Raw genomic sequence first — 23,965 nt, forward strand, 5'->3', positions numbered from 1 at the left:
TTCGTTTCACGATCCCAAAAGGCTTTTTAAACAAAAAACCGGATAACTTATCAGTTACCCGGCCATCATATACTTTCAATTCACTGCAAATCAATAACCCGTTACCACTTTCGCTTTCAGATCATGCAAAAGGCTGAACAAGCCGAAGAAGGTCCGGTTGATATAGATAAAATGTTTCGAACCACGATTGACATTCATCTTCTTTAGTTCTTTGTCATTGGCATAGCGTTCTCCAAGCTCCGCTAATTTCCCAAAGAAAGCTTCATCAGCAAAATCAAAGCTGGCAGACTGAAATGGCAGGGTCAGCAGAGAAATCACATCGTAGAACAGACTTGAAAAATATTTTGTCTCCTCAGGTGTATCCTTATCGGATAGCATCTCAAGATCATATAATTTTTGCTTGTAGATTTCAGGATTGTTCAGGCTTGCCGGATCAGCCAATTCAAAATAGGGTGCATAAAAAGAATCCGGAATAGACTTCATGCAACCGAAATCAATGGCGATCAGGTTTTCATCAGCATCTACCAGAAAATTGCCGGGATGCGGATCGGCATGTACTTTTTTGAGCTCATGCACCTGAAACATATAAAAATCCCAAAGAGCCTGTCCAACCTTATTTCCCGACTCCTGAGAAAACCCTGCTTTACACCATTCTGACAAATGCTTTCCGGTCATCCAATCCATTGTCAGGACACGTTCGCTGGAATATTCATCATAATATTTGGGAAAAAGAAGATTCGGGATATGCGCACATGCTTTCGCCACTTCATTACTCTGAGCAAGTTCAAGCCTGTAATCCGTTTCTTCAAACAGCTTGGTTTCAACCTCCTTAAAATACTTATCAGAATCCTTTGCCTGAATGTTAAACATCGACATCGCAATCGGTTTCACCAGCGCCAGATCTGACGAGATACTTTCAGCTACTCCCGGATACTGTATTTTGACGGCCAATTGTTTGCCATTTACCGTCGCCTTATGGACCTGCCCGATACTGGCAGCATTGATCGCCTGCGCATCAAACGTATCAAACATCTCATGAGGTGATTTACCGAAATACTTCCTGAATGTTTTGATCACCAGAGGAGCCGAAAGCGGCGGAACAGAAAACTGTGACAAAGAGAACTTCTCCACATATGCCTGCGGAAGAAAGTTCTTTTCCATGCTCAGCATCTGTGCAAACTTAAGCGCACTGCCTTTCAGGTTTTTCAGACTGTCATATATATCCTCAGCGTTGTTTGCATTCAGATTATCCCTTGCTGTATCAGGATTGGTAATTTTTTCTCCGTAATACTTAAGATAATTCCCGCCAATTTTGACACCCGTCGTAATCAGTTTGCTGGCACGCTGTATCTTTGAGGTGGGAATTCTATCGATTGTCTCCATCCTACTTCAGTTTCTCCTTAATTAAAAATTTACCAAAATCAATCACACTTTCCAGCGGAGTGGTGTCTATAAGATCGAATGTAGCCCTGATCGACTTTTCTATAAACAGATCCGTTTTCTCAAAACCAAGTGATTCATCATCCAGCCAGAATTTCAGTGTAACCAAAAACTGGATCCAGGCGCCTTCTTCCAGCGCGTCCTGTTGTACTTTTCTGATCCTTTCACTTTTCACTTTCAAATAGCCCAGGCTTTCTTCAGCTACATAGGTTTTAAAAGCAGTTCTCAGCTGTTTCAACTTCAGAATTCCATTCAAACGGTTCTTGTCTTCTTTCAGAGCCAATACCACATAACTTCTGTTTGCAGTAAGCAGCTCGAAGAAAGTATAGTAATAAGCTAGCAGGTTATCCTTGAAGCCTGCAACAGCCATCTCATCACTTTGACTGATCAGACGGAGCGTGTGGTTATGGAAGTTTACAAACACCCCTTTTTCAATTGCCTCGATAGAAGCAAAATGATTGTAAAACTCCTTTTCGGTGATACCCAGGTGCTGCGCAAACAGGTAAACAGATTCGGGTTTTTTATTTCTTTCCAGGCAATACCTCATAAAAATCTCTGTGATCCCTTCCGCTGTAACTTCTGCGGATTGCACTTTAATCTCTTTTAATCTTGTAGCCATGATTATAAAATGTTAGTAGTCGGTCGGAAGCATTTATTCAATCAACGTCCGTAGAGCTGTAATCTTGTCTCATAATGATTGTAAGCCAAACCAGCTCACAACATTACACGCAAGTCCGGATCGTGATTCCCATTATGTTCAACAATAAATATCGCAATAACTATCCCGCCATTGCATATATTTTAGTTTGTATTTTTGTCTCCGTAATTATAGTACGGTATTACCAATTCTCCGGAATTGATGGTGCATTATATTCTCCAATCCGATTTATGCTGAAAATAGTAAGAACAACGAGTGACAACCCTGATTTCCAACAACTGATCGAACACCTTGACGTCACGCTTTGTGAAATATATGGAACCAAGCAGGAAGACTATGCCGAGTACAACCGCATTACCGATTTACCGACCGTAGTCATTGCGTACGAGGATGAGAAACCCATAGGATGCGGTTGTTTTAAAAAGTTCAATGATCATACCATTGAGATCAAGCGGATGTTTGTGACACCCGGGCATCGTGGAAAAGGAATAGCTTCAAGAATATTGTACGAACTTGAAACCTGGGCTATAGAGTTGAGATACACTTATTCTGCATTAGAAACAGGAAAAGGACAACCAGAAGCCATTGAACTGTATCAGAAATGCGGCTATACAATTACAACCAACTACGGCCAGTATGCGCAGGAAGAGCGTAGTGTGTGTATGATGAAGGCGCTTTGGGCGGATTAGAAAACTCCTGTTTGTTCCATCCTAACAGGAGTTGCATTGATTCGACCGTCATTTTAACCAGGGGTAGAACCCCTGGCTATTCAAATTCAAACCTTACAGGTTTGGAGCGAGCTTAGTCACCCACCAAATATATTCTTATTCAAAAATTCATTTCTGAACTTCCCTTTCGGATCGTAGTCAGCTGCCACTTTTCTAAACTCCTCCAGTTTTGGGAAAAGAGTTTTTAAATGCGACGGTGCTATCGTAAACAGCTTTCCCCAGTGTGGTTTCGCGTGAAAGGGAGCCAGTTCCTTTTCAATTATGGGTAGTAATTTACTGACAGCCGGCCAATCCTGTTTCCATGTAAAGTGGATCGTCACAGAATCCTGCTTGTAACACGGGCTCATCCACAAATCATCCGCCGCGATAGTCCTTACCTCAGAAGTAAATAAATGTGGACCGATCTGGCTCCCCAACTTTGAAATGGCAAGAATAGCTTCTACTGCATGCCGTCTCGGAACGTAATATTCCGACTGCAGTTCTACCCCACTGCTGGGTGTAAAACCCATTTTAAAATGTGGCATACGCTCGTACCATGGCCCGGGAACACCCATTTGCCCGGTACAGTTCTCCGCTGAAAGTTCAGGGATAGGATGTAAATTTTTAGTTGCCAGCTTTGCCCCAAACCATTCCTTATCTGCTTCTCTGGTATCGTCCGCACGTCTTTTGATCCACACTTCTGTAATATTTTCACTTTGCCAATTGGTGAACAAACTCACACTGTATCCGCTTGCTTCAATCTCGTCAAAATGTTCTCTCAACTGCGCTAGCGGCAGATTTTCATATACATATTGTTTCATCAAAAATGTGGGCTGAATATCCAAGGTCATTTTGGTGACTACACCCAATGCACCCAGGTGTACCACTGCCGCTTTGAATTTTTCCCCATCCTTATTCCGCGAGAGCTTGACCAGATCTCCTGCAGCAGTAACCATTTCAAAACCAGCAACCGCCGTTGAAAGATTACCGCTTTTTTCACCTGACCCGTGGGTGGCTGTAGCACATGCACCAGCGATGGATATATGAGGCAATGAAGCCAGATTATGTAGTGCAAATCCTTTTTCATGCAGATAAGGGCTGATCTGCCCATACTTGATTCCTGAATTAACGGTGACAGTTTTAGCCTCCTCATCGATGAAGACATCATCCTTCATACCCACCAGCGTAACGAAATGATCCGTTGTATCGGCTATCGTATTGAAGCAATGCCGTGTACCCAGCACCTTCATTTTAGGATATTTTTTCACAAGTTGCTGTACTCCCGAAATGGAATTTGCTTCATCCAGCTTGTCGGTGCCATAAGTAAGATTTCCAGCCCAGTTTTTGAGCTTGTCGCCGGTTGCCCAGCCTGTTATAGGGGAAAATATAGGAGCTGTCATTAAAGCAGATGATAGTTTCAGGAAATGTCTTTTCTTCATGGGGCGACGGAGCGGTTAAGTATCATTTTTCTTACAAATTACTTAAATTATATAAGAGATCAAGTTCCTGATCATGAAAGATTCGCTCCGTCCTTCAATCATTCATTAAGTAGGTATTACGGCTTATCCTGGGCTGATCAGCCGCACCGAATCAATCAGAATTTCCATTGCCCTGTCTATCTCTTTTTCATTCAGATTACCAAAACCGAGCCTCATAGCACTTAATCGTCCGGTTTGAAAAAGAAGTGTCTGAGGCAGATGAAGTTCATATCTGAGACATTCCTTACTGACACGAAGCAGGTTCACATCCTTTCTCCACTCCGTCCATACAGCCAAACCACCAGGAGGTGTAGCAAAATTGAGGTAATCCGTAAACTCTTGCTGTAGCAAGTTACAGAACTGATCACGTCTTTGGTGGTAAATTTTCTGTGCTTTTTTGAGATGTCGCTGTATTTCACCTTCGTGCAACAATTCACCCATAGCCTGTTCCATCATCAGATCTCCCTGCCGGTCCACAATGCGCCTGAGCTTGGCCAGTTCGGCAATAAAATTTTCCGGGGCCACGATATAGCCGGAGCGCAAACCAGGTGCGAGTGCTTTACAGAATGAACCGATATAAACCACCATACCCGAAGCATCTGCGCTTGCAAGAGGTAAAAACGGACTGCTGTCAAAATGAAAGTCATAATCGTGGTCATCCTCCAGAATCACAAAACCATATTGCACCGACAAGTTCAGCAGCTCTATCCTGCGGTCAGCGCTCAGCGTAACGGTAGTGGGATAGTGGTGATGCGGAGTGAGATACAGCATTCGGATTGAACGTGTTTCGCACAACTTTTTTACCGCTTCCACCGATATACCGTACTGATCCACAGGCACGGATACAATATTAGCGCCTGCCTGCTGAAAGATCATATTGGCTACATAATAACTCAGATTACCCACTACTACGGTATCACCGGCACTGATGAGTAAACTGGATGCCAGATAAATACCCATTTGAATACCCCGCATGGTCATCACGTTTTCCTTACGTACATGCAAACCTCTGGTATTATTGAGATAAGCTGTGAGTTCCTGTCTGAAAAACTCATTCCCTTCCACATGCGAATAACCCAGGTACTTACGGTTATTCTTTCTTCTCAATACGCTGGAATAGGCTTTCGATAGTTTGTCGAGCGGGGCAATACGTACATCAGGCAAGCCATCCGTAAATTCAAGATCCGTTTTTGATACCGCGACGGGTCTGTCGAGAAGCATACTTTTCCGAAAGGTAAATCCTGTTTGCCTTGCATAATTCCCGGCATCCACAGTCGTCAGATTCTCATTTGGAATAATAAGAGAACGGGACGTAACAAAAGTACCCTTATTAGGCAACGTTTCAATCCAGCCTTGCGCATCTATCTCACTATAAGCAGCTACAATGGTTTTTCGGTGTACTTCCAGCATAACCGACAACAGCCGCGTGCCAGGCAGCTTTACGCCAGGTGCCAGAATGCCGCGCTGTATTGCAGCAATCATCGTGCGGGCGATTTGCAGATAAACAGGTGTATCAGAAACACGCTCTATCTGGATCAGACTTTTAAACGGAATTTCAACCGGACTACTCATTATATCAAAACCGGATCATATTAACAGTCCGGCAAGATAATAGTTTTGTAGCAGTAAGCCATCAGCAGTCGGCTTTCGGCCATTGCCGAATACCAATTGTACCATGTTGACAAAATATATAAACACATAAAAAACAGTGAAAAACAATTTACTTACAACTACACTTTTACTTATTCTCTTTTTAAGCCAATACAGTATTGCGCAGGACGTATCACTTGATCCGGTTACCATCACTTCATCATTGGTTGAAAAACGTGCATCGGAGACCGGACGCAACATCGCTGTGATCAAAGGAGAATATTTTAAAAATCTTCCGGTAAACAGTATTGATGATCTGCTCCGGTATGTACCAGGTTTAGAAATTCAGGCACGTGGCCCAATGGGGTCCCAGAGTGATATTGTATTGCGTGGAGGAACATTTCAGCAGGTGCTCGTGGTAGTGGATGGCCTGCGCATAAATGATCCTAATACCGGTCATTTCAGCAGTTACATTCCTATCGTTCCTTCTGAAATTGAGCGGATTGAGGTATTGAAAGGCGCATCTTCTGCTGTCTATGGTTCTGAGGCCGTTGGAGGTGTGATCCATGTGATCACCAAAACGTTCGCTGCAAAATTGCCGGGACAGGAAGATGTATCGCGCACCGCTGTGAATGCAGCCGTTATTGCCGGGCAACATGGCCTCCTTAATGCAAATGCCGGAATTTTTACGCAAAAAAATAAACTGGTTCTATCAGCCGGACTGCTTTCAAACAACGCTGACGGCGTTCAGCAGAGAGGTACCCGAGGATACTTTCATAACAATACAGCTTCTGTTTCAGCCAACTATGCTATATCTGACGCATGGAATATTGCAGCGAGAAGTTCTTTCGATCACCGCGACTTTGCCGCTCAGAATTTTTATACCACATCTGTTGCAGATACGGCCAACGAGCAGGTTAAAACATCATGGAATCATTTGAAATTAGGCTACAAACGAGGTAGGTCGGCCTTTTCCTTTGACGGAGGATACAAATATGTAAGTGATCAGTATGCATTCAATTCAGCTTCGATCCGAAATGTCAGTAAATCACAATTATGGCAGGGGCTGATGACCTGGCAACAGACTTTTTCTACTCATACAGAACTGGTTACAGGTATTAACTATCAAAATAAAAGTATCTCATCAAATGACCGTGGCGAGCATTCCATTCATCAACTCGCTCCTTTTATTACGTTATCTCAGCATTTGGGTAAATATTTTACAATAAGTCCTGCGATCCGCTTCGATTGGCGTGAAGGAATTGGTACGGAGGTCGTACCTCAGGTGAGTCTTTCCTATAAAAAAGATATACTGCAACTTAGAGGCAGTGCGGGCAAAACCATTCGTGATGCAGACTTCACTGAACGTTTTAACAACTATAATAAACCAACCGTTACCACCGGCAACCGAATTGGCAATCCGGATCTAAAAGCAGAAAGGTCATTCAGCTATGAAGCAGGAGCAGATATTCTGCTGACAAACCTGAAAATATCGGGTACATTTTTTCAGCGTTTGCAAAAAGATCTGATCGATTATACCAACACACCTTATGCAAATATGCCACGCCGGGAAAACCTTGTACCTACAGGTACATATGCTTTGGCTGGAAATGTAGCGGAAGTAAATGTAACCGGATTCGAGCTGGATGTACAGTATAGTAAAGCGCTGGCCGACAATCAGAAATTATGGGTTACAGCCGGACTTACCAAGCTGGATAGTAAGAGCGGCAATGTTACTCCAGGTTTTTATCTTTCTTCTCATGCCAGACTTCTTACCAACTTTTCTGTTTTGTACCAGTATCGCCATCTTAATCTGAGTATAAATGGTTTGTATAAGAAGAGAGCCAAGCAGGAAGCCACTGCACTAAACGCACAAATATCATCAGCATACTTTATTTTCAATGTTAAGGCGGAATATGAAATAGTAAAAAATACACTTTATGTTTTCATTCAAACTGATAACGCTTTTGATAAAACGTACAGTGATTTACTGGGAGCAAAGATGCCTGGCAGATGGGTAATGGGTGGAATCAGATATAGCCTGATCAGATGATTTAATAGGTAATTCTTTAATAAAGTAAAAAAAATATCCTGTCAGAATACAGTCTGGCAGGATATTTGCATTTATGCTATTATTTTTATAAATATGAGATAATATTATAAAAAATTTAAAAATATCTTGACAATACAATTACTACACTGGTTTCTATAAAAAGTAAAAATAATTTTACAAATTTGTAGAAAAATACTCCACCAGTTTGTAAAAATATGCAAGACTAATATAACTCAACGGACATAACTTATTGAAAAAGTATGATAATCTTCCTTTTGGGTAATTAATACCCAACTAAAATTTACAGGAAATGGAAATGTTAGCCCGAATTGACGACGACCTGTTTCACATCATGGTGGAGAATTTACCGGTAGCCATTCTTCTTGTTGACCACAATTATAAACACGTATATTCAAATTCAGTATTTCTTGCGATATCCAATCTTCATGTTGCTCAAATTACCGAACGCGGATGGTCAGCCTTTTTGAGACCGAACCAACGTAAACAACTACTGGAAACATTACAGGAAATGAGTGAAAATCCTGAAATCACTATCCGGAAATATCCCGAGTGGACAATCAACCGGGCGATCAATGCAAAGAACGATACTTTATTTCTGATCACTTTCACTGCTCAGTCCGAACCGGTACACCTTTCCACGATTAAGGTGCATGGCCGTCATACATTTACACATCAAAATCATGTAAAAAAGCAGTCGGCATCTGAACTTAAAAAGATCAACAATCAGCTGTCGGCATCCAACCAACTTAAGGACAAAATTCTTGCGATTATTTCGCATGATATGAATGCACCTATTGCTTCCCTGAAAGGACTTACATCGGCCCTTTTAGATAACGAACTTGACAAAGAGCAAAAAGCACAGGTACGTGAGGGCCTATTAAAGCAGCTGTCCGATGTGGCAGACGTTACGGATAACTTATTGTTATGGGCAACGAATTCTTTCCACAAAACTGAAACGATAGGTCTGGACGTATTGTCGGTCCTTGATACACTCGAAAAAAATAAGGGTTTTTTTGAACAACAGGCAATGGCTAAAAACATTGCTGTCCAGTATGATATTCCCGATAAACTTCATATAAAAGCCAACCGTGATCAGTTTAATATGGTCATCAGAAATTTGATTACCAATGCCATCAAATATACGCCTGTAAGAGGCAATATCTCAATTTCTGTTATTGACAAAGATGCTTTCGTTGAAATAAGCATTACAGATAATGGCATTGGGATCAGTGAAGAAAACCAGCAATCTTTATTTACATTCCTGCAAAGAAACACATACGGTACGCATGGAGAAAAGGGGATTGGATTGGGTCTGCTGCTATGCAAAGAATACGTAGAAGCCAACAATGGCAGGATCTCCGTCACCAGCAAGGTCAATATCGGTACTACTGTGATCACCGAATTTCCGCGTGCATGACATGGAGCCATGTGCAATCGATATGCATAAAAGCTTCGTATATAGCAGCAAAGTTTCCCTGAAAAGATGAACAACAATACATGTATTCTGCTCTATATTCTTATCACGCTTTCTTTGACCGTTTCTGCAAAAAACACATTTAAAAAAGGCCCTTCCGAATCAGGCAAGGAAGTATATTTTATAAGTGGATTAGGAGCTGACAGGCGTGTTTTCGATCAACTCAGTCTTAATCCTTCCATCTCTGTCAAACATATTGAATGGATTAAGCCACTAAAAAAAGAATCGATCGCGCATTACGCTTCGAGGTTAGTCGCTCAGATAGATACGACTCGGCCGTTCCAATTGGTCGGATTATCTTTCGGAGGCATTATTGCTTCAGAATTATCGGAAATTGTACATCCTGAAAAAGTCATCATCATCTCCAGCACCTCTACGGGTATACCGGTATCTTCATTTTACCAAAAACTAATAAAAATCATTCTTGCCTCACCATTGGCCGGACCCATATTAAAACATCCCGGTTCTTTCACTTATAAATACTTCGGCGCAGACACACCTGAGCTTAGATCACTTTTAAAAGCCATTTTAAAAGATACTGACAGTAAGTTTCTCAAATGGGCACTTAACCACATGAGCTACTGGAAAAAATCAAAAAAAGCACCTGCGCTTTATCATATACATGGTTCAGCAGACAGACTTATTCCAATCAAATTGGTATCGCCTGACGCAGTTATAGAAAATGGCGGGCACCTGATGGTATATGCTCAGGCCAATGAAATTTCAGAAATACTTAATCAGCAAATTTTGAAATAGCGCAGAGATAGTCTTTCTCCCGAAATGCAATCATTCCGTAATTAATGTCCAATTTTGTGGATAGCCAAGATCCCTGTCCATGAGTGAACATCATTATTTTATTCTGCATAAACCTGCTAACATGGTATCTCAGTTTGTAAGTCCGGATGATGTACGGCTACTGAAAGACCTGGATTATAAGTTTCCTGAACACACCCATGCCATCGGAAGGCTCGACAATCACTCGGAGGGGCTTTTATTACTGACAACAAATAAAAAAGTTACCAATCTTCTTTTTCAGGGAGAAGTTCCGCATAAGCGTGCCTACCTCGTTCTGGTGGGACATGTCGTTAGTCAGGATACATTACAACTACTCAGAACAGGTATTCCAATCAGGATCAAAGGAAATGTCGACTATGTGACATCGCCCTGTGAAGTGGACATCATTGAACGTCCTGAATGGCTCCCCAAAAATCAAAGTGAGTCACATCATGTACCTCACACATGGCTGAAAATTGTATTGACTGAAGGCAAATTTCATCAGGTGAGAAAAATGGTTCGTACCGCCGGGCATCGTTGCAGGCGGCTCGTACGTGTCAGCATTGAAGATCTGGAATTGGGTGATTTGCAACCAGGTGAGGTAAAAGAAATAGACGAGCACGTTTTTTTTGATAAATTGAAAATAAGAAACTGGAAATAAACCGATAAAACACCGGCTTTCCCGCTTATCAAAATATAATAATACCATAATAGCTTCCAATTACCTTTAAGAGTACATCAAATCTGTATCGGCTATGAATCTAATAGGAAATATCATCTGGCTCATTTTTGGAGGTTTTCTGGTTTTTCTGGAATACATGATTGCAGGGCTGGCTCTTTGCGTAACCATCATTGGAATTCCTTTTGGCATTCAGTGCTTCAAAATCGGTATTCTTGCATTGTTCCCATTCGGAAAACAGGTACGGGAAGTACCCGGTGCTACCGGCTGTTTATCTACAATTTTCAACATCATCTGGATTGTAATAGGTGGTATATGGATCGCTCTGACGCATCTTGTATTTGGAATTCTTTTAGCCATTACCATCATTGGCTTACCTTTTGCAAAGCAACACTTCAAACTCATGAGCTTATCATTCACGCCTTTTGGCAAAGATGTGTACTAAACAGCAACCTGATGAAAAATGAAATGAATGCTGTGATTATTACACAGCCCGGTGATGCTAAGGTATTGCAATTGCAAAAAAGACCCATTCCTGTTCCAGGCAAAGATGAGGTTTTAATTCGGGTAAATGCAGCAGGTATCAACCGACCCGACGTTTTGCAGAGGAAAGGTACATATCCTGCCCCACCCGATGCACCGGACGATATCCCCGGACTGGAAATAGCAGGCATTATTGAAGCTTGCGGTGATGCAGTCACCAACTGGAAAGCCGGAGATAAGATATGCGCATTGGTACAAGGCGGTGGTTATGCAGAATATGCTATTGCCAGAGCTGGTCAATGTCTTCCTGTACCACATGGATTTTCATTCGAAGATGCAGCTTCCTTACCTGAAACCGTGTATACGGTATGGCATAACGTATTCAGAATAGGAAAACTTCGCGCTGGCGAGACGCTGCTTGTACATGGTGGCAGCAGTGGTATAGGCATTACCGCCATACAACTTGCGAAGGCTTTTGGTGCAAAGGTATTTGCCACGGCTGGCTCTGATGAAAAATGTGACGCTTGTTTGGAATTAGGCGCCGATCGTTGTATCAATTACCGTATTCAGGATTTTGAAGGTGCGCTCAAGAATGAGAAAATAGACGTTGTTCTGGATATGATCGGTGGAAGTTATATAGCGAAAAACATTCGCCTGCTCAATGAGGATGGCAGGATGGTTTTTATTAATACAATGAAGGGAAGCAAACCGCCCGTTGAAGATTTGCCTGATTTTGGAATGGTATTACGAAAGCGCCTGACGATCACAGGAAGTACTCTCAGAAACCGTGACCACGAGTTTAAAAAGCAACTAACCGAAGATATTTTAGGAAAAGTATGGCCTGTTATTGAGTCGGGTAAATTTAAATCTGTGATACATGCGTCCTTTCCCCTCGAACAAGCTTCAGCTGCACATACACTGATGGAGAGTAGTAAACATATTGGTAAGCTGATACTTACTGTTCATCATTCTATCTGATAAGATATATCAAAACGGTTTTCACTGAAAAGCAGTTAGATTTGTTTTTTGTAAAACAGCAAAGCAATGAAGTGGGAACAGTTACTATCTGCCAAAAGATGGGGAAGTGAAGATAAATACAACGGCGATCCGGCGGAAGCCCGGTCTGAGTTCCAAAGAGATTATGACAGACTGATTTTCTCTTCTCCCTTTCGTCGCCTGCAGAATAAGACGCAGGTCTTCCCTCTTCCCGGAAGCATTTTTGTACATAACCGGCTTACACATAGCCTGGAAGTTGCCAGTGTGGGCCGCTCTTTGGGTAGAATTTTTTATAATAAACTTAAAAACGAAGATCCGGAAATAGATGAAAGGCTTCCACTGATCAGCGAGATTGGCAATATCGTCGCTTCGGCTTGCCTGGCTCATGATCTGGGCAATCCTGCATTCGGGCATTCGGGCGAAGATGCCATTTCACGTTATTTCACAGATGGTGCGGGTTCAGTTTATGAAAATCAGGTAACTCCGGCACAATGGGCAGATCTGACCCACTTTGAAGGAAATGCCAATGCCTTTCGCATACTTACTCATTCCTATGCGGGTAAAGGTTATGGCAGTTTTGCACTCACCTATTCTACCCTTGCAGCAATAGCAAAATATCCCTGTGAATCCCTGGGGAAGGATAAAAGCAATATTTACACAAAGAAATATGGATTCTTTCAATCTGAACAAGCCAGTTTTCAACGTATTGCCCAAGATCTGCAACTTGAAAAAGTGAAGGATTCTCCACTTACTTACAAGCGGCATCCAATTGTATACCTGGTAGAAGCGGCTGATGATATTTGTTATAATATTATTGATCTTGAAGATGCGCACAGACTAAAAATCTTGTCGTACCAGCAGGTGGAAAGTCTGCTATTGAAACTATGTAATGATCCGAACTTACCCGCACGGCTTGCTGATATTAAAGATGATGATGCCAAGATAAGTTTACTACGTGCCAAGGCGATCAGTGTATTGATCTATTCATGTTCCGAGTTGTTTTTCAAAGAGCAGGACAATATTCTGAACGGAGATTTTAATCATAGTCTGATTGATATGATCGAAGAACCTTACCGGTCGGTGATGAAAGAAATCAATGTCATTTCAGTAAAAAAAATATACAATTATTCGTCTGTTGTCCAGATAGAAGTGGCTGGTTACAAAGTAATGGCCGGCCTTCTGGAAGAGTTTATACCGGCGTATCTCAACAACAAATCGAATTATACGAAAAAGCTTGTTGAACTGATTCCAAAACAATTTATCACGCAGCATGAAGACACGTATTCCAGAATACAGACAGTGGTAGATTTTGTGTCCGGTATGACAGACATTTACGCCGTGGAGCTGTTCAGGAAAATCAAAGGTATATCATTCCCGACCATCAGTTAAATCTATTAAAAGATGTAAAATAGAGAGATTGCTTTTACCCGAAAAGTTTTTGTAAATTGTCTGGGAAAATTTACAAAAACCCTCAAATGCAACTCAACCAACTTGTTTATTCAAGAGAAACTTCTCCTATATCCTTTTCCTTGGAACCGGATGTTATTTTTGTCTTTGGCAATCGCGAACTACTGGAGGCGAGCTCTGTCACCGCACAACTGCGTACGCAATATCCACAGGCTATCTTTTCAGGTTGTTCCACAGCTGGTGAGATTATTGGCGAATCTGTAAACGACAACACCATTGTACTTACCGGTGTTCAGTTTGAGAAGACCAAAATTGTATCATCACTCGTAGGACTTGATGAAGTAGAATCAGATAGTTTCGCTGCCGGCCAAAAACTGGTCTCTCAGCTTCCTACCGAAGAACTCAAGCACGTATTTGTAGTATCAGACGGGCTGCACGTTAACGGAACTGACCTCGTCAAAGGCATGCGGGCAGCACTTGACGCCCATGTAACTATTACAGGTGGTCTTGCGGGTGATGGTTCACAATTCTCAAGGACCGTCATTGTTGAACCCGATGGTACCGTTGCTCCTGAAAGTGTGGCTGCTATAGGCTTTTACGGCGATGCCATTTCTATCGGCTTCGGATCAAGAGGTGGCTGGGATAGCTTCGGACTTGACCGACTCGTAACCCAATCTACAGACAATATCCTGTATGAAATTGACGGCCAGCCTGCGTTGGATCTTTATAAATCATTTCTGGGTGACCAGGCAAAATATTTGCCTGCATCCGGTCTGTTATTTCCGCTCAGCATGCGTGACAGTGAAGACAAAGCACCGGTGGTGCGTACGATACTGGGAGTAAACGAAGAACAAAAAAGCCTGACATTTGCAGGTGATATTCCGCAGGGATCATTTGTGAGGCTGATGAAAGCGAATACAGACAGGCTTATTAACGGAGCCGAAGAAGCAGCAGAAGTAGCGTTGGAAAGTCAGGATCTCTCGCCTGAGTTTGCCATACTTGTAAGCTGTGTAGGTAGAAAGCTCGTTTTGAAACAAATCACAGAAGAGGAAGTGGAATCAGTTTCAGAGGTACTGGGCAAACCAGCTATCACAGGTTTTTATTCCTACGGAGAACTTGCTCCGTTTAACAAGGATACATCCTGTGAGCTACACAATCAAACGATGACCATCACCACTTTCCGGGAATTATAAATGCTTACTTCCGAGCCTACCGAAGTACTATACCATCGGTTATTAAAACGTCAAATCAGAAAGTCTTTACCAGACGACCTGGCGGAAGATCCGCGTTTACAGGAGTTTCTCAGTTCTGTAAGTAAAGCTTACCTTGAATTTCAGGCGGATCTGGGTCATGCAGAGAATATCCTTGAACAAAGTTCCGGCGAACTTTTCAAAGCAAACCGTGAACTGAGCCGTATTGCAGAAGAAAAAACACAAGAAGCGGCCTTTTCCAATCAGAGGCTGGACGAAGTGGTGAAGAGTATATCGGAGGTGCTTGTACAGCTGGACGAAGAACGCAGATTTGTATTTCTGAACCCGGCCTGGAAGGTGATTACCGGTTTCTCTGTAGAAGAGAGTCTCGGCAAAAAACTGGATGATTATATCCAGGCAGATTCAACAAATCTGATCCAATTTACCGAATCAAAAAATATTGAAGATACCGTCAGAATAATGACTGCTGACCAATCCGAAAAGTGGTTGGGAATTACACTCAGCCGGCATATATCTGTTGATAATCAAAGTGCGGGATACATAGGAACCTTTACCGATGTATCTCAAAAAGTGGAAGCGGAACAAAAACTGAACTTGTACATGCGTGATCTGGAAAAGATCAATGCTGAACTAGATCAGTTCGCGTATGTAGTGAGCCATGATCTGAAAGCTCCTCTCAGAGCGATAAACAACCTGTCAGAATGGATTGAAGAAGATATTGGTGATATGATAGAAGGTGATACCAAAGAGCAATTTGCATTACTCAGAGGTCGTGTACACCGCATGGAAAGTTTGATTAATGGCATTTTATCCTATTCCAGGGTAGGAAGGGTCAAACTGGTAAAAGAAAAATTCCTGATAAAAAGCATTGTAGATGACGTATGTGATACGTACAGTTCAAAAAATCCGGTGCAATTCTGTCTGGAAGGTGATACCAGCCTTGAAATCTATTCGGAAAGAATTGTCCTTACTCAGGTTCTGCAAAATCTTATATCTAATGGCATTAAATACAACAATAAAGATCAGGTAGTGATTACAATCGGATGGACAAAAAAAGAATCTCAGATTGAAATTTTTGTAAAAGACAATGGGCCGGGTATCAGTTCTGAATTTCACGAAAAAATATTTGTGATCTTTCAAACCTTACAGTCTCGGGACGAAGTAGAGAGCACCGGGGTCGGACTGGCAATTGTTAAAAAGATAATTGAAGAAAAAAGAGGAAAAATCCGTGTTGATTCAGTGATAAATGAAGGAACAACCTTCACATTTCACTGGCCTGTGATCGAAGAATAAACTATCAAAAAAACAAACCCATTCTCTATGTCAGTATCTAATGCTGTCCCATTAACTATTCTTCTCGTAGAAGACGATGAGGTAGATATTATGAATGTAAAAAGGGCATTCAAAAAGAACAATATAAGTAACCCTCTTATTGTAGCGCACAATGGTATTGAAGCTTTAGAGGTATTACGCTCAACAGATAGCGACGCACCAAAACCAAAGATTATTTTACTGGATCTGAATATGCCTCGCATGGGTGGAATTGAGTTTTTGAAAGAAATGCGCCAGGATCCTGCTTTGAGTAAACTGTCCGTTTTTGTGATGACCACTTCTAATGAGGATGGCGACAAAATAGATGCCTATAACCTGAATGTAGCAGGCTATATTTTAAAACCCTTATCCATGGACAGATTTATTGCTGCCGTGTCAACCTTAAAAAGCTACTGGACACTTTGTGAGTATCCATCATAACTATACACAAGCCTAAACCAAAATGATGACGCCTCTCAATATCTTACTTGTCGAAGATGACAATATTGATGCTATGGAGTTTAAAAGAGCTATCTCAAGAAGTCAGGTTGAGATCAAAGAGCTACGTGTATGCAAGTACGCGGAAGAGGCACTCCTACTATTGGAATATTGGTTGCCCAACTGCATCTTCATTGATTATCAGCTCCCAAAAACCAACGGACTCGAATTACTTTGTAAAACCAAGGAGGTAGCTCCTCATATCCCTGTTGTCATACTTACCTCACAGGGGGATGAACGTATAGCGGTGGAAATGATGAAGGCCGGAGCGATGGACTATTTCCCAAAAGCTGAAATTACGGCAGAAAAAATTACCCGGCTTTTCCACTCCATGTGGCAGATGCTGGAAACGGAAAGTAAAAGGATTGAAACACAAAGAGAACTAGCCGAAAAAGAGGAACTAATTGACAAGATCAATCTTTTATCGCCTAATATTATTTATGTGATCGATATCGAAAACCGCATTGATGTCTTTCATAATGACCAGATCTGGCCGATATTAGGTTATAGTAAGGAAGAGCTTGCTGTCAATACCGAAACATTCATTTTCCAGGCTACACACCAAGAGGATTTACCTGCGATAAAAGCACACTACCATCGGATCAGAAACCATGTCGAAGATGGGGAGGTGACTGAAATGGAGGTGCGATTGAAACACAAAGACGGCTCTGAGATATGGATCATTACCAGGGAGGTTCCTTTTAAGAGAAATGAGCAGGGTGAAGTTCAGCAGGTACTGGGTACCGCCATTGATATTACCCGGCGTAAATCCATGGAAAATGAATTGATTAAAGCGAAAAGAGATGCGGAAGAAGCATCAAGAATTAAGTCTGACTTTTTGTCAACGATGAGTCACGAGATCCGGACTCCAATGAACGCCATCATTGGTTTTACAGATTTATTACTGGAAAGCAACCTGTCCGGCGAAAGCAGCCAGCATCTGAACACCATCAAATATTCAGCAGATAACCTCATGGTTATTCTCAACGACATTCTTGACTTTTCGAAAATTGAAGCAGGGAAGTTTGATCTTGAGGATTTTGAGTTCGATCTCAGGGAAAAACTTCAATACCTGGAAAGAACATATGAGGTTAAAGCGCGGGAAAAAGCTATAGATCTGATTTTCAGTATAGACCCCAAGGTACCTGAGCTACTGATAGGTGATGTATACAGGCTCAATCAGATTTTGGTTAACCTGCTCAGTAATGCGCTGAAGTTCACGCATACCGGCTTTGTACGGCTATCCGTTCACGTTGAAAATGAGGATCATGAACTGGTTGGTCTGAGATTTGAAGTCGCAGATTCCGGCATAGGGATTTCCGAAGATAAACTGAACAGCATCTTCGATAGTTTCTCTCAGGTTCATCATAACAATGCTATCAAATCGTTTGGAGGAACTGGCTTAGGACTTACTATTACCCGAAAACTTTCTGAAATGATGAATGGAAGCATTCATGCAGAAAGCCAGTTGGACAAAGGCTCTCTATTCAGAGTGTTTCTTCATTTCAGAAAAATCATTGAACCGCAGCCAAAGCCCCAAACAATTTCAGTAAGTGAATTTTCCCTGAAAGGATATAAGATACTTGCAGCGGAGGACATTCTTGCCAATCAAATTTTATTAAAACATCTTTTAAGTAAATGGGGAGCTGAATTTGTGATCTGTAATAATGGCGGGGAGGTGATTAAAGCAATAGCAGACACGCATTTTGACCTGATCCTGATGGATATACAGATGCCCGTGATGGATGGACTGACTGCTATGAAACTTATCAGAAAATCACATCCTGCTTATGATCATGTGCCTGTCATTGCTTTCACTGCCGATACATTCGCAGAGAGTACACCGGAAATACATGCCTGTAACTTTGATGATTTCGTAACTAAACCTTTTAAAGCAGATGAGCTTATCAAAAAAATAAGTACACACCTCTTCAATAACTAAATAGGCTCTGCAGAACAAAGTAGCTGTATTTGTACTAATCCTAAACTGCAATCCGGGGTATCGGCCTTACAAGTCGTTGCCTACCTTTGTCAAAAAAAACGCATCATGACGAAGGTAAAGCTTACAATTAACAACAACGGTTCAGTTAAAATCGACGGCGATTTTGAGATCGTTGATATGCAGGGAAACGAGTACGGATTACAGGGCCGCACAGTGGTATCTATATGTCGGTGTGGAATGTCGGCCAACAAACCATTCTGTGATGGCGCTCACAAAGGGCATTTTGAGCATAATGCAGTAGCATTCGATCTGCCTCCCAAAAAAGCATAAAATTGAAAGAGAACCTGTCTGTCAAATCCGAGGACAGGTTCTTTATTAACAGGCAAGTGTATCACTATCTATCATCTGTTTGATCAAGGTAAACGTAGGTATATGAAATATTCATCAAACCTAAATACCATCAAATTTGAAATCGGAAACCAGGAGCGCATTGTTAATGCTTGCCGTAATACTGGCCGCATTCCTACTTACTCTTTCAGGATGTTCGTTTAAACGTATCAGCCGCAGCAAAAATATTACCTATCTGTCAAAAGCCCAAGATGGGAAACAGGAACTTAATATCTTTTCCCCCAGAGCGAAGTCTCCCCATGATGTACTTGTTTTCATCCATGGCGGCAATTGGAATTCGGGCAAGAAATCCCAGTACAGCATCATCGGAAGCCATTGGGCGAAAAAAGGCGTGGTGTGTGTAATCATCGATTATCCTCTTAGTCCAGATGCAGATTACCGACACATGGCTTCTGCGTCGGCACATGCCGTGAAATGGGTGAAAGACAACATATCACAATATAACGGAAACCCTGATCGGATCTTTGTTTCAGGACATTCAGCCGGCGGACACCTTGCTGCCCTGATTTCCATAGACGACCAGTATTTCGAGGATTTGAAAATTCCAAATCCTATAGCCGGAACCATTCTTATTGATGCGGCAGGACTGGATATGTATGGATATTTGATGGAAGAAAAGTTTGCAGGAGATCATACGTATTTGAAAACTTTCACCAAAGATCCGAAAGTCTGGAAGGAAGCGACTCCACTTTACCATCTTCACAGGAATATGCCTCCAATGCTTATATACAGAGGAGGAAAGACATATGACTCCATCCTGAAAAGCAACGAGAAATTTGTGAAAGCCTTGCATGAATATGCACCCGAAACACCTTACCATATCCAAAAAAGCAAAAAGCACATCCCAATGATCACGCAATTTTTCAATCCATGGAACAACCGGTATGAGGAGATTATCAAGTTCATGGACCGGGTTGGTAAGGAGAAGGGTTTAACTAAAAGTGAGACCATCAGCTCAAATAAATAATCCACCGACAGCACATTAGCATACCGAAAAAACTTTCTGTTCTGTGGTAATATAAATTTTCCTGTTCTCTACCAGGTTCATTTGAAAGCCACCGGTGAATACTCCAAAACTGGGCAGGATGGCCTGGTTACGGTCAATCACAAAACAAGGTAGTCTCAAACTCTGCCTTCCCTTTCCATATGTTGTAAAAACCGGATGCACATGGCCGGCAAACACAAATTTAGAATCCTCCGGATCAACTTTAGGATGGTGTGTAAATACGAACTCTCCTTCTTCAAAGTCGTTGACAAACACCTGCAGATCTGCTTCTAGAAACATCGTTATAGGCAGCACATCATGATTGCCGATCACAATGATCATTTCAATATAAAAGTGTTGAGATCTCCATTCCCGGAAGGTTTCCCACTCCGTATTGTACTTGCTATGAAAAAGATCCCCCAGAAAAATGATCCGAGTTGCACCGGTATGCTGGACAATCTGGTTAAGTCTTTCAAAGTTATTATCTGCGGCAACATTTGGAACAGCAATGCCTTCTTTCCGAAAGTGTGTGATTTTCCCCAGATGCAGATCGCCGATCAGTAAGGTTTGTGTTTCATGCCAGAAAACGGCTTTTTGTGGAAGTAGTATAAAATGATTTTCCCTAATTTCAATCTCCATCACTGTACTGTTTGATCATTTTCTGAATCCTGTCTTCCAGTTTTTCAGAAGTTAATTGCTCGCGCAAACGGTCTACCATAATAGGGAACGAAAGCGGCGTAGGTTTCTTTGTTTGCTTAACAACGATTTCCTGCGTTTTGATCCGCGCCAGCGCTGTCCGCATACGTACTTCTTCCAGTTGATAAGTTAATACTTCCTGATAAGCCTGGTTTACCAGAAGATTATTCTCTTCATATTTGCTCATCACCGTAAAAAGTAGTGCGCTTGAAGCTTGTAAATGTTTCGTTTTGACAAACTTACCGGGATAACCCTGAAACATCAGTCCGGCTATGGCAGAAATTTCACGAAATTTACGCTTCGCCATTTCAGTTGCGTTCACACTTTGGTATATATCATCGACTAAATGTTCGGTTGAAAAGAGGTCGATCTGCTTCATCACCTTTTCAAGATCTACATATTGGTCACTCAGCAATTCGAAACCATAATCGTTCATGGCAAGCGAAAATGTGATCGGTGATAATTTACTGATCCGGTAAGCAAGAATAATAGCCATACCTTCATGAACCAGACGGCCTTCAAACGGAAAAATGAAAATGTGATATCCCTCACGCGTTTCACATTGTTCGATGAGCAGTTCCTCTTTTTTGGGAATCAGTGAGCGCTCTTTTTGAAGTTCCAGGAGCGGTTTGAGTTTGCTGAGTTCTTTTTCATCCATTGGGTTTTCGAGTGCAGTATCTATTCTGTCGCGTATAAAAGTCGATAGTTGAGAAGATAATGCCATACGGCTTCCGGCCCATCTTATTAAAAATGCTTTCTTCCCCTCCGCTTTTTTCACGGTTACCGTCATTTCATGGATGCGGATAAATTCCAGACTCATGCCGCCAAAATAGAAAGTATCTCCGGCCTTCATGCGGGTCGCAAATGTTTCTTCTATCGAACCAATGTATTTTCCGTGCTGAAATTTCACTTTCAAAACAGTATCTGAAACAATAGTACCCATATTCAGCATGTGCCTGTGAGCAATCCTCCGACTGGTTACCATATATCGGCCATCTATTCTTTCGACTTTTTTGTATTCGTCATAAACTTCCAGCGACGGACTTCCCGTCGTAATATATCCCAGCAACCACTCCCACTCCTGCCGGTTGATAAACTGATAACCATAGCAATTCCTGACTTCCTGAAACAGTTGCTGTTCCTCAAAACCTTCACCAACGGCAAGGGTAATCATCCATTGCGCCAAAACATCAAAGGCATGAATGACCGGCGGGCGGTCTTCAATCATTTTCTGTTCTACACCATCACGCAGAGATACGGCTTCTATAAGCTCCAATGCGTTTGTCGGACAAAAATAAATCTTACTGGCTACGCCTGGCCTATGCCCGCTCCTACCGGCGCGCTGGATAAACCTGGCAATACTTTTGGGGCTACCTACCTGAACAACAGTATCAACCGGGCGAAAATCTACACCCAAATCCAAACTAGCCGTACAGATCACCAGTTTTAATCTTTCCTGATGCAATGCTTCTTCAACCCAATCACGCACATTGCGATCTAATGAGGCATGATGAAGCGCCATGATTCCTGCAAATTCAGGATACTTGTCAATCACAGTACGGTACCATACTTCGGCCTGGGCGCGTGTATTGGTGAAGATTAAAGTCGTTTTACTTTTATTAACGATCCGGACGACGTAGTCCACCAATTTTGTCCCCATGTAACCTGCCCAGGGAAGCGTTTCCACTTTCTCCGGGAGGATACTTTCAACAATAATTTTCTTTTCCGTTTTGGATTTGATAATCACAGCATCTTCCTCAACTGCATCCATTCCCATAAGTACTGTCTTTGCTTCTTCCAGGTTCCCGATCGTTGCAGATATCCCCCAAGTTTGTAAATGCGGGTTGATCGTTCTCAGCCTGGCTATGGCCAGCTCAGTTTGCGTACCACGCTTACTTCCCATCAACTCATGCCATTCATCTACAACAATAGTATGGAGGTTTTTAAAAGTCTCAGAGCTGCCCTTCTGAGCAAATAGAAGATGAAGGCTTTCCGGGGTGATCAGCAACGCTTCGGGCATCTGCTTTTTCTGGCTGGCTCTTTCCTTGGTACTGGTATCTCCCGAACGAACGCCGATCCGTAAATTCAGATTCATTTCCAGCGCCGCCACCTCCATATTCCTGAAAAGATCTTTTGAAAGGGCCCGCAGGGGCGTCACCCACAAAATTTGTAAACCTTTAGTTCTTTTTGCAGGATTTTCGGGTAAAGAATTGATATAGCGAATCAAAAAGGGAATCCATAGCGAGTAAGTTTTCCCGCTTCCCGTTGGCGCATTGACCAACCCACTTTTCCCTGAAAGATAAGCAGCAGCAGCTTCCTTTTGAAAAGCGGCCCATTTCCAGTTTTTCGATTTAAACCATTGCTCAACAATGATATGTCCGCGGGATTTTGTCAAGGATAATTCGGAATGGATTGTTGTTGTAGAATAAATAATTAAGAAGATATGCAACAATTATGCTAGATCAATCTAATTCCCGTATTCATATTTAATGACTTAGTTTAAAACCCCTGAATATGAACTAATTCTTACAAAGTTAGTATATTTGATAAGACCATTATCGAGATGACAATGATGACAACTATTGAAGGGACATACGAAAACGGACATGTGATTTTTAAAGAATCTCCCCCCATTACAAAAAAAAGTAAGGTCCTGGTGACATTTATTGAGGAAATTGAAAGTGCACACTCTATTAGAAAGCGAACACTTGGAACGATGAGAGGAACGATCAAAATGGCTGATGATTTTGATGATCCAATCGAGGATTTAAAGGATTACATGTGATGGCATTTTTACTAGACACACATGTAATACTATGGGCTTTGGACGAAGAAAATCGTTTGTCTAACGAAGTTCATGCAATTATATCTAACGTTGATTTGGCTTGTTTTGTAAGTACTGCTTCCATTTTCGAAATAGTTATTAAGAAGAAAATAGGGAAGCTGGAACTGACGAAGCCGATTGCCGATTATGTTACTGAAATTGAAAACATAGGCCTGCGACACTGCTACCGATTTCCTGGAACATCTGGAAGCTTATGATACGATTCCATTGCATGACAATCATCGAGATCCTTTCGACAGCCTTATTCTTGCGGCTGCATATGCCGATAAACTTAAACTTCTTTCTGCGGACGAAAAGTTTAATAAGTGT

The 23,965-nt window shown here is 41.9% G+C and carries 22 protein-coding genes; 16 read left to right on the plus strand and 6 right to left on the minus strand.

Annotation, left to right across the window (positions count from 1 at the left end; all coding sequences use genetic code 11):
- Nucleotides 1–90: 90 nt before the first annotated feature.
- Together AC1XUE_RS20070 and AC1XUE_RS20075 are read right to left on the minus strand one after the other, a co-directional pair.
- Nucleotides 91–1,383 (minus strand): ABC1 kinase family protein, encoded by a 1,293-nt coding sequence (locus tag AC1XUE_RS20070; RefSeq protein ID WP_483357764.1) that lies wholly within the window; start codon nt 1,381–1,383, stop codon nt 91–93.
- Nucleotide 1,384: 1 nt separating this feature from the next.
- A complete protein-coding gene (locus tag AC1XUE_RS20075) occupies nt 1,385–2,059 on the minus strand; it encodes a TetR family transcriptional regulator C-terminal domain-containing protein (protein ID WP_483357765.1) in 675 nt (224 codons plus the stop codon).
- A 269-nt stretch (nt 2,060–2,328) separates the two neighbouring features.
- Here AC1XUE_RS20075 and AC1XUE_RS20080 point away from each other — a divergent pair, with 269 nt between their 5' ends.
- Nucleotides 2,329–2,787: a GNAT family N-acetyltransferase gene (locus AC1XUE_RS20080; RefSeq protein WP_483357766.1), complete on the plus strand. Its 459-nt coding sequence runs from the start codon at nt 2,329–2,331 to the stop codon at nt 2,785–2,787.
- Nucleotides 2,788–2,903: 116 nt separating this feature from the next.
- Here AC1XUE_RS20080 and AC1XUE_RS20085 read toward each other — a convergent pair whose 3' ends face one another.
- A complete protein-coding gene (locus AC1XUE_RS20085; RefSeq protein ID WP_483357767.1) occupies nt 2,904–4,244 on the minus strand; it encodes a D-arabinono-1,4-lactone oxidase in 1,341 nt (446 codons plus the stop codon).
- 123 nt (nt 4,245–4,367) lie between these two features.
- On the minus strand, nt 4,368–5,855 hold the full coding sequence (locus AC1XUE_RS20090; protein ID WP_483357768.1) for an aminotransferase-like domain-containing protein: 1,488 nt from the start codon (nt 5,853–5,855) through the stop codon (nt 4,368–4,370).
- A 136-nt stretch (nt 5,856–5,991) separates the two neighbouring features.
- Between AC1XUE_RS20090 and AC1XUE_RS20095 the strand changes: the two genes are divergently transcribed.
- The 13 genes from AC1XUE_RS20095 (at nt 5,992) to AC1XUE_RS20155 (ending at nt 20,097) form a co-directional block, all read left to right on the plus strand.
- Nucleotides 5,992–7,926 carry a TonB-dependent receptor plug domain-containing protein gene (locus tag AC1XUE_RS20095; RefSeq protein WP_483357769.1) on the plus strand — a complete coding sequence of 645 codons (1,935 nt, stop codon included), beginning with the start codon at nt 5,992–5,994 and terminating at the stop codon, nt 7,924–7,926.
- 310 nt (nt 7,927–8,236) lie between these two features.
- Nucleotides 8,237–9,364 (plus strand): sensor histidine kinase, encoded by a 1,128-nt coding sequence (locus tag AC1XUE_RS20100; RefSeq protein ID WP_483357770.1) that lies wholly within the window; start codon nt 8,237–8,239, stop codon nt 9,362–9,364.
- A gap of 66 nt (nt 9,365–9,430) precedes the next feature.
- The gene (locus AC1XUE_RS20105) at nt 9,431–10,177 is read left to right on the plus strand and encodes an alpha/beta fold hydrolase (protein ID WP_483357771.1); all 747 of its coding nucleotides are present in this window, start codon (nt 9,431–9,433) and stop codon (nt 10,175–10,177) included.
- Nucleotides 10,178–10,256: 79 nt separating this feature from the next.
- Entirely contained in the window at nt 10,257–10,856 is a 600-nt protein-coding gene (locus tag AC1XUE_RS20110) for a pseudouridine synthase (protein ID WP_483357772.1), read from the plus strand.
- Nucleotides 10,857–10,950: 94 nt separating this feature from the next.
- Nucleotides 10,951–11,319, plus strand: coding sequence for a YccF domain-containing protein (locus AC1XUE_RS20115; protein WP_483357773.1), 369 nt, complete (start codon nt 10,951–10,953; stop codon nt 11,317–11,319).
- 11 nt (nt 11,320–11,330) lie between these two features.
- Nucleotides 11,331–12,335 (plus strand): NAD(P)H-quinone oxidoreductase, encoded by a 1,005-nt coding sequence (locus tag AC1XUE_RS20120; RefSeq protein WP_483357774.1) that lies wholly within the window; start codon nt 11,331–11,333, stop codon nt 12,333–12,335.
- Nucleotides 12,336–12,401: 66 nt separating this feature from the next.
- Nucleotides 12,402–13,742: a deoxyguanosinetriphosphate triphosphohydrolase gene (locus AC1XUE_RS20125; RefSeq protein ID WP_483357775.1), complete on the plus strand. Its 1,341-nt coding sequence runs from the start codon at nt 12,402–12,404 to the stop codon at nt 13,740–13,742.
- An 86-nt stretch (nt 13,743–13,828) separates the two neighbouring features.
- Nucleotides 13,829–14,953: an FIST signal transduction protein gene (locus AC1XUE_RS20130; RefSeq protein WP_483357776.1), complete on the plus strand. Its 1,125-nt coding sequence runs from the start codon at nt 13,829–13,831 to the stop codon at nt 14,951–14,953.
- Complete coding sequence (locus tag AC1XUE_RS20135) at nt 14,954–16,264, plus strand: sensor histidine kinase (protein ID WP_483357777.1); 1,311 nt, start codon at nt 14,954–14,956, stop codon at nt 16,262–16,264.
- Between the two features lie 27 nt (nt 16,265–16,291).
- Nucleotides 16,292–16,723: a response regulator gene (locus AC1XUE_RS20140; protein WP_483357778.1), complete on the plus strand. Its 432-nt coding sequence runs from the start codon at nt 16,292–16,294 to the stop codon at nt 16,721–16,723.
- Nucleotides 16,724–16,745: 22 nt separating this feature from the next.
- A complete protein-coding gene (locus tag AC1XUE_RS20145) occupies nt 16,746–18,722 on the plus strand; it encodes a response regulator (protein ID WP_483357779.1) in 1,977 nt (658 codons plus the stop codon).
- Between the two features lie 105 nt (nt 18,723–18,827).
- The gene (locus AC1XUE_RS20150; protein ID WP_483357780.1) at nt 18,828–19,052 is read left to right on the plus strand and encodes a CDGSH iron-sulfur domain-containing protein; all 225 of its coding nucleotides are present in this window, start codon (nt 18,828–18,830) and stop codon (nt 19,050–19,052) included.
- Nucleotides 19,053–19,188: 136 nt separating this feature from the next.
- The gene (locus AC1XUE_RS20155) at nt 19,189–20,097 is read left to right on the plus strand and encodes an alpha/beta hydrolase (RefSeq protein ID WP_483357781.1); all 909 of its coding nucleotides are present in this window, start codon (nt 19,189–19,191) and stop codon (nt 20,095–20,097) included.
- A gap of 15 nt (nt 20,098–20,112) precedes the next feature.
- Here the strand turns inward: AC1XUE_RS20155 and pdeM are convergent, their stop codons facing one another.
- Together pdeM and AC1XUE_RS20165 are read right to left on the minus strand one after the other, a co-directional pair.
- On the minus strand, nt 20,113–20,754 hold the full coding sequence (gene pdeM / locus AC1XUE_RS20160; protein WP_483357782.1) for a ligase-associated DNA damage response endonuclease PdeM: 642 nt from the start codon (nt 20,752–20,754) through the stop codon (nt 20,113–20,115).
- Entirely contained in the window at nt 20,744–23,206 is a 2,463-nt protein-coding gene (locus tag AC1XUE_RS20165) for a ligase-associated DNA damage response DEXH box helicase (RefSeq protein ID WP_483357783.1), read from the minus strand. The genes pdeM and AC1XUE_RS20165 overlap by 11 nt, the downstream gene beginning before the upstream one ends.
- Before the next feature lie 174 nt (nt 23,207–23,380).
- Between AC1XUE_RS20165 and AC1XUE_RS20170 the strand changes: the two genes are divergently transcribed.
- Together AC1XUE_RS20170 and AC1XUE_RS20175 are read left to right on the plus strand one after the other, a co-directional pair.
- Nucleotides 23,381–23,596, plus strand: coding sequence for a DUF2281 domain-containing protein (locus AC1XUE_RS20170; RefSeq protein WP_483357784.1), 216 nt, complete (start codon nt 23,381–23,383; stop codon nt 23,594–23,596).
- A complete protein-coding gene (locus tag AC1XUE_RS20175) occupies nt 23,596–23,853 on the plus strand; it encodes a type II toxin-antitoxin system VapC family toxin (RefSeq protein ID WP_483357785.1) in 258 nt (85 codons plus the stop codon). Before AC1XUE_RS20170 ends, AC1XUE_RS20175 begins: the two co-directional genes overlap by 1 nt.
- Nucleotides 23,854–23,965: the final 112 nt, after the last annotated feature.

The organism is Dyadobacter sp. HNCC25DJ187 (assembly GCF_056895255.1).

What these genes read in the sequence shown, in the direction of transcription:
- AC1XUE_RS20070 (WP_483357764.1), bottom strand. Translation starts at nt 1,383, where the DNA reads ATGGAGACAATCGATAGAATTCCCACCTCAAAGATACAGCGTGCCAGC.
- AC1XUE_RS20075 (WP_483357765.1), bottom strand. Translation starts at nt 2,059, where the DNA reads ATGGCTACAAGATTAAAAGAGATTAAAGTGCAATCCGCAGAAGTTACA.
- AC1XUE_RS20080 (WP_483357766.1), top strand. Translation starts at nt 2,329, where the DNA reads ATGCTGAAAATAGTAAGAACAACGAGTGACAACCCTGATTTCCAACAA.
- AC1XUE_RS20085 (WP_483357767.1), bottom strand. Translation starts at nt 4,244, where the DNA reads ATGAAGAAAAGACATTTCCTGAAACTATCATCTGCTTTAATGACAGCT.
- AC1XUE_RS20090 (WP_483357768.1), bottom strand. Translation starts at nt 5,855, where the DNA reads ATGAGTAGTCCGGTTGAAATTCCGTTTAAAAGTCTGATCCAGATAGAG.
- AC1XUE_RS20100 (WP_483357770.1), top strand. Translation starts at nt 8,237, where the DNA reads ATGGAAATGTTAGCCCGAATTGACGACGACCTGTTTCACATCATGGTG.
- AC1XUE_RS20105 (WP_483357771.1), top strand. Translation starts at nt 9,431, where the DNA reads ATGAACAACAATACATGTATTCTGCTCTATATTCTTATCACGCTTTCT.
- AC1XUE_RS20110 (WP_483357772.1), top strand. Translation starts at nt 10,257, where the DNA reads ATGAGTGAACATCATTATTTTATTCTGCATAAACCTGCTAACATGGTA.
- AC1XUE_RS20115 (WP_483357773.1), top strand. Translation starts at nt 10,951, where the DNA reads ATGAATCTAATAGGAAATATCATCTGGCTCATTTTTGGAGGTTTTCTG.
- AC1XUE_RS20120 (WP_483357774.1), top strand. Translation starts at nt 11,331, where the DNA reads ATGAAAAATGAAATGAATGCTGTGATTATTACACAGCCCGGTGATGCT.
- AC1XUE_RS20125 (WP_483357775.1), top strand. Translation starts at nt 12,402, where the DNA reads ATGAAGTGGGAACAGTTACTATCTGCCAAAAGATGGGGAAGTGAAGAT.
- AC1XUE_RS20130 (WP_483357776.1), top strand. Translation starts at nt 13,829, where the DNA reads ATGCAACTCAACCAACTTGTTTATTCAAGAGAAACTTCTCCTATATCC.
- AC1XUE_RS20135 (WP_483357777.1), top strand. Translation starts at nt 14,954, where the DNA reads ATGCTTACTTCCGAGCCTACCGAAGTACTATACCATCGGTTATTAAAA.
- AC1XUE_RS20140 (WP_483357778.1), top strand. Translation starts at nt 16,292, where the DNA reads ATGTCAGTATCTAATGCTGTCCCATTAACTATTCTTCTCGTAGAAGAC.
- AC1XUE_RS20145 (WP_483357779.1), top strand. Translation starts at nt 16,746, where the DNA reads ATGATGACGCCTCTCAATATCTTACTTGTCGAAGATGACAATATTGAT.
- AC1XUE_RS20150 (WP_483357780.1), top strand. Translation starts at nt 18,828, where the DNA reads ATGACGAAGGTAAAGCTTACAATTAACAACAACGGTTCAGTTAAAATC.
- pdeM (WP_483357782.1), bottom strand. Translation starts at nt 20,754, where the DNA reads ATGGAGATTGAAATTAGGGAAAATCATTTTATACTACTTCCACAAAAA.
- AC1XUE_RS20170 (WP_483357784.1), top strand. Translation starts at nt 23,381, where the DNA reads ATGATGACAACTATTGAAGGGACATACGAAAACGGACATGTGATTTTT.
- AC1XUE_RS20175 (WP_483357785.1), top strand. Translation starts at nt 23,596, where the DNA reads ATGGCATTTTTACTAGACACACATGTAATACTATGGGCTTTGGACGAA.